This window comes from Tissierella pigra, assembly GCF_018917845.1.
In the GTDB taxonomy this organism is placed as follows: Bacteria; Bacillota; Clostridia; order Tissierellales; family Tissierellaceae; genus Tissierella; species Tissierella pigra.
The window spans coordinates 3,817,921-3,823,950 of record NZ_JAHLPJ010000001.1 but is presented as its reverse complement, the minus strand read 5'-3'; the positions used below and the strand labels follow the sequence as shown (position 1 = coordinate 3,823,950).

The window sequence follows — 6,030 nt, the reverse complement described above, 5'->3', positions numbered from 1 at the left end:
AAATACCATCCTATTATAGTAGTAAGTGCAGAGAAGAATAAACTAATAGCTATAAATACTAATCCAAAGTTACCAAGTCCTAATCTAAATGCTTCTTGAGTCATTTCTATTCCAGTAAGTCCTAAAGTATTGGCTCCTGTAACTAAATTTATAAGTGCTGTTACTGTACAAATAACGATTGTATCTATAATAACCCCAACCATAGCAACCATACCTTGTTGTGCAGGGTGTGCTACTTTTGCTACTGCATGGGCATGTGGTGTTGAACCCATACCTGCTTCGTTTGAGAATAATCCTCTTGCTATACCATATCTAGCAGCTTGCTTCATAGTAACTCCCAATGCTCCACCTACTGCTGCTTGAGTAGTAAAAGCTCCTTGGAAAATGCTCTTAAATGCTGGTCCTAAAGCTGCAGGGTTTTTAAACACTATAACAAAACTTCCTATAATATAAAGTAATGCCATGAAAGGTACTACTAACTCTGCAAATGATGCTATTCTACTCATACCACCTACTAGTATAAGACCAACAAAGGCTGCTGTAAGAACTCCTATGACAACCTTAGGAATAGGAACCACTGCACTAACTGCTGTTGCTATTGAGTTTGATTGAACCATATTACCTACAAATCCTAGTGCTATTATTATAGTAACAGCAAAGAATCCAGCTAAAAATTTACTCTTTACTCCTCTAGATAAATAATATGCAGGACCTCCTGTTACTTCTTCACCTGATCTATCAGCATATTTCTGCGCAAGTACAGCTTCACCAAAGTTTGTAGCCATACCCAAAACCGCTGATACCCACATCCAGAAAATAGCTCCTGGACCTCCAGCTGCTATAGCTGTTGCTACACCAGCTAAGTTACCTGTACCAACTTGTGCTGCAACTGCCGTTGCCAGTGCTTGGAATGAAGTCATTCCATCTGCTTCTCCATCTGCACTTTCATTTTTTTCTTTTTTAAATATCCCACCAAAAGCTTGCTTAAATCCTGGGCCAACTTTAGATATTTGTGGAATACCTAATCTGATAGTGTAATAGACTCCTACAAACAATAAGGCATAAATTAAGAAGTTATCCCATAGAAATCCATTTACCACATCAATAAACGCTTGCATTAAAACTACCTCCTCTTAAGTATAATAAAATTTTATGACACAATTCTAATATATCATTTATATCTATCTTTGTAAATCAAATCTTAGGGATTGTTTGTTAAATATCTTACAATTTAGATTGTTTGTTTCAAAGTTTCTTCTATTGTAATATTGTACTACGACATTTTTCGACATAAGCGCTCTTATTTTTGCAATAAAAAATCAACCAAAAATTGGTTGATTATACAAACATAGTTCCACTAATTATTAGTTTAGCATTTCCTCCCACTTTAATTACTTGGACTTCATTATCTTCTTCAATTTTACAATAAATCTTACTAAGCCTATTCATCATTTCACCTTGAAATGACACTAATTGATTATTTTTGATTAGTCTATTTTCCTTTAAAAAGTAAATTAATGCTCCATTTGATGTTCCAGTTGCAGCCTCTTCATCTATACCCACTATAGGAGCAAAATTCCTAGTATATACAACTTCTGAATTTAACTCTGGCAAATAGAACGCATGTACCCCTACTACTCCAAGTCTTTTTGATAATTTACTTAGCAATTCTTTATCTATAGTTAAACTATCTAATGCCTCTTTTGTCTTTATCGGTAGTATAATATCTTTTAATCCTGTTGAAATTATTTCTGGAGCTATATCTTTGTCTAATACTCCTATATCTTCTACAGAAATTCCCATTGAATTAGATAATGGCAATATATCTTGAATTTTACCTAATTTCCTAGGAATTCCTTGTTCCATAAATATTTTTGTTACTCTTCTATTTTCAAAACAAATTTCTACTGCTAATTTTCCCGATTTCGTATATTGATAAACTGTCTTTACACCATTTTTCATTGGACTAATATATCCTTCTTTAGCCAAAGTATAAAATGTAGCAATAGTGGCATGTCCACATAAATCTACTTCGCACATTGGAGTAAAAAACCTTATATCAAAATTATCTCTTTGAAGTGGAGTTATAAATGCCGTTTCAGATAAATTTATTTCCTTGGCAATGCTTTGCATCATATTATCTGTTAATCCATTTATATTTAATACTACTCCTGCAGGATTTCCTCCGAAAGTCTCCTCTGTGAAAGCATTTACTCGGTATATTTTTACTTCCATAAGTGCTTCTCCTTTCAAAGTTTACTTAGTTAAAATATCTATAATTCTTTCTAAGTCTTCATAGCCATAGTATTCTATTTCAATTTTACCTTTTTTATCCCCTTCTGTTAAATTAACCTTTGTACCTAGTCTCTCCATAAGTTCTTCTTCAAGGTTGATTATATTAGGGTCTTTATTGGATATAATACTTTTTCTAGTAAAGTCCTTTTTTTTATTTGCAATGGATTCTACATCACGAACATTTAAATTGTTTTTTATTATCTCCTCTGCAACTAATAATTGTTTTTTCTTATCTTTAATTCCCAGCAAAGCCTTTCCATGACCTGAAGTTAGTTCTCCTTTAGATATATGCTCTATTATTTTATTTTCTAGATTTAAAAGCCTTAGGGTATTGGCTATATAAGATCTCGACTTTCCTACTTGACTTGCTACTTCCTCTTGAGTCAAATGATATTTTTTCATTAACTGTTTATAGGCTATAGCCTCTTCTATTGGATTTAAATCTTCTCGTTGAATATTCTCTATTAATGCAAACTTAGCAGATACTTCTTCATCTACATCCTTTATTATACATGGAATTTCCTTTAATCCAGCTGCTTTAGATGCTCTCCATCTTCTTTCTCCTGCTATGATTTCATATTTATCTTTTACTTTTCTTACTATAATAGGCTGTATCAAACCATGTATCTTTATGGAATTAGTTAAATCAAGTAATGCTTCTTCTCCAAATTCTTTCCTTGGTTGATTCTCATTAGGATTCACCAATTTTATATCTATATTTTCAATAATTTCTTTATGTTGTTTCTTATTATCAATAATTACTTCATCTGAAATTAAAGCTGATAATCCTTTTCCCAAGCCCCTTTTCTTCACACTCACATCATCACTCCTCAACTAGCTCTAAAAATTCTTCAGCCAACTCCATATAAGCCTCAGCCCCTTTTGACTTTAAGTCATAGTCCATAATAGATAGGCCATGACTTGGTGCTTCAGCTAATCTAACATTTCTAGGAATAAGACTTACATAAACTTTTCCCTTAAAAAATCCTTTTACTTCTTCAACTACTTGTATAGACAAGTTTGTCCTGCCATCAAACATACTAAGAACTACACCTTCTATTTCTAAATTTGGATTTAATCCCTTTCTTACTAATTTTATCGTATCAAATAATTGGCTTACACCTTCAAGAGCATAATACTCACATTGTATAGGTATAATTACACTATCTGAAGCCACTAGCCCTATAATAGAGAGAATTCCCAGAGATGGAGGACAATCTATAAAAATATAGTCGTAATCATCTCTAATGTCTCTAAGTTTATTACTTAATATGTTTTCCCAATTCCCTTCCCTAGCAAGTTCTATTTCTAGACCTGCCAATTCGTTGTTAGAACCAATTATATTTACATTTTCGGCAGTAGTATCTCTAATAGCATCCTTTAAATCCACATCATTTACCAATACATCATATATAATAGGTTGTCCATTGTCCTTTTCTACTCCTAGACCTGACGTTGCATTACCTTGAGGGTCAATATCGATTAGAAGGACCTTTTTCCCTAATTTACCAACTCCAGCACTAAGATTTATAGTGGTTGTAGTTTTTCCAACACCACCTTTTTGATTAAATATAGATATAATCTTACCCAAAAAAACCACCACCTTGCATTATATATCTTAACTATATAATATCAGATTATTTCAATATTTGAAAGAAGGATTTGATGTTTCACGTGAAACATCAAATCTTGTAATATTTTAGATTTTATAAATGAACACTATACCAATTCAACAATTTTATATTCCAATTCCAGAAAGTAATTTGCCCTTTTTTATAATTTTTGAAACAGAAAATCAGCTTATGTATTTTCCTTTTGCTGGTGAAATAAGTATATTATCAAATATTTTAGATTTTAAACTAAGATAAACACCTTAGTTTAATACTACCCTAAAGACTTTATCTATCTAGATTTAGTGAAAAAACACTTAATGTTCCATGTGGAACATTAAGTGTTTTTTCCATAATCTACATATCTTATAAAAATTATAAAGATTATAAAAGTTAAAATATAATATACAAAGAATCTCAATGATAATAATTCATCATTTCATCAAATATATTATACTCCATATCATTTCTCCTTAAATTCATAATATATATACTTCTTTCTAGCGTCTGATGAATTTCCAATTTCTTTTTCTTCACTATAGTATATCATTTGATTCATTTTTTCTTTAGAATATATACCCTTTGGTAGATCTATATAGTAAGAGTCGAATCCATATAAATAAGCAACTATCCTATCTTCTTTGATAAATACCATGTTCATCCATCCCTCACTATAAACTACTTTTAATTTAGTATGTTTAAGCCCCAATTGTTTCTCCATTTCTTCAACTGACTCATAGGGTTCAAATACATACAGCTTATCATAGTCAATAGTAATTAAATCTTTCACCATTCCTTCATTACTATATTTTCCTAATTTAATATCTTCAAACAATATTTTTTCTAACGATCTTGTGTTTTTACTTGATAGAGAATTATATTCCACTAGTTTTATAACAATACCTATGGTTATAATAATTCCTAAACAAATAAAAGCCAATTTAATAAATTTTTTCAATGTAACTCATCCTTTTTTAGTTTTGAAATATCTTCAAAAATTCTAGAATATACTGCTTTTATATTAGTTGCATTTTTAGTATTATTATATAAACCATATCCCCAAACCTTATCTTTACTATATAATAATCCTGTTATATACATTCCATCTTCAGCATCTGGTTCATCTTTATAGGATAAATCTTCCTTTATAAAATTAACATGAGTTTTTTCATTTTCAATAAAATAAAATGGTATTTGTGATGTCTTATAAAAAATCAAAATCAATTATCTCAAACTCTATTTCCACTTCTCTAATCTCAGGAATATTACCAATTATTCCTATGGATAACTTTTCCCCTATATACTCTTTTGTTTTATCAATGTTAAGATATGAACATCTTGTTACAGTTATAGAAATTATAGAAACAGTAATAATAGGCAATAAAATAATAGGAATAATCAAATATATTTTCCTTCTTGTCTCTTTATATCTATTCCATTCATCCATTGCCTGACTTATAAGTACTATCCCAGTAAAAATAATAAAAATATTACTATGTTAATTTAATATTACGGTTTAATTTTCCAATATACATTAACCAAAGCATTAATTTAAACTATCTATAATATATACTAATATATTTATACTCATATTATAATCTTTTCCGAATCTCTATGCCTATAGGATATATGTATTTCTTTCCCAGCTCTACAAAAATTATCTTTTTTCACTTATATTAAAAAAATATGTTACATCATCATCCTGTCCATCAGATGTTTTTTCACCACCAGCCTTTTCATATAATAAACATGCAGCACTATTAAGTTTTTGTGTAAACAAAAAAAATCTACATATGCCTGTCAACTTACATAAGTTCTTTATACTAGTAAGAATCTGAAGCCCAATACCTTGCCTTTGATACTCTAGAAGTACACCAACTTCATGAATATATAACATATTTCCTTTGTTATCAAGACGATTAAGTTCATATCCATATGCAAATCCAATTACTCTTTTATCTTCAATACAGGCAAAAATCCAGTTATTTGGATTTAAAAGAAACTGTCTAGCATTTTCTTCAACAACAAATCCACTTCTAAAATCTCTTTCCATTTGTAATACAAGGTCTAAATCTGAAAGAGTCAACTTCCTAAAATTGTAATTTTGTATCACAGTATCACCTCA

The 6,030-nt window shown here is 30.1% G+C and carries 8 protein-coding genes; all 8 read right to left on the bottom strand.

Annotation, left to right across the window (positions count from 1 at the left end):
• A partial coding sequence (locus tag KQI41_RS18555) for an alanine/glycine:cation symporter family protein (protein WP_216585885.1) occupies positions 1-1,118 on the bottom strand: 1,118 nt, incomplete at its 3' end.
• A gap of 220 nt (positions 1,119-1,338) precedes the next feature.
• The gene (locus KQI41_RS18550) at positions 1,339-2,235 is read right to left on the bottom strand and encodes a PhzF family phenazine biosynthesis protein (protein WP_154441676.1); all 897 of its coding nucleotides are present in this window, start codon (positions 2,233-2,235) and stop codon (positions 1,339-1,341) included.
• A 21-nt stretch (positions 2,236-2,256) separates the two neighbouring features.
• Entirely contained in the window at positions 2,257-3,114 is an 858-nt protein-coding gene (locus tag KQI41_RS18545) for a ParB/RepB/Spo0J family partition protein (protein ID WP_216585884.1), read from the bottom strand.
• A 4-nt stretch (positions 3,115-3,118) separates the two neighbouring features.
• On the bottom strand, positions 3,119-3,886 hold the full coding sequence (locus KQI41_RS18540; protein ID WP_154441673.1) for a ParA family protein: 768 nt from the start codon (positions 3,884-3,886) through the stop codon (positions 3,119-3,121).
• Between the two features lie 482 nt (positions 3,887-4,368).
• On the bottom strand, positions 4,369-4,863 hold the full coding sequence (locus KQI41_RS18535; RefSeq protein WP_154441672.1) for a hypothetical protein: 495 nt from the start codon (positions 4,861-4,863) through the stop codon (positions 4,369-4,371).
• Positions 4,860-5,123, bottom strand: a complete 264-nt coding sequence (locus tag KQI41_RS18530) for a hypothetical protein (RefSeq protein ID WP_154441671.1) — start codon at positions 5,121-5,123, stop codon at positions 4,860-4,862. The genes KQI41_RS18535 and KQI41_RS18530 overlap by 4 nt, the downstream gene beginning before the upstream one ends.
• A complete protein-coding gene (locus KQI41_RS18525; protein ID WP_154441670.1) occupies positions 5,110-5,307 on the bottom strand; it encodes a hypothetical protein in 198 nt (65 codons plus the stop codon). Before KQI41_RS18525 ends, KQI41_RS18530 begins: the two co-directional genes overlap by 14 nt.
• A gap of 255 nt (positions 5,308-5,562) precedes the next feature.
• Positions 5,563-6,018, bottom strand: coding sequence for a GNAT family N-acetyltransferase (locus KQI41_RS18520; protein ID WP_154441668.1), 456 nt, complete (start codon positions 6,016-6,018; stop codon positions 5,563-5,565).
• Positions 6,019-6,030 lie beyond the last annotated feature (12 nt).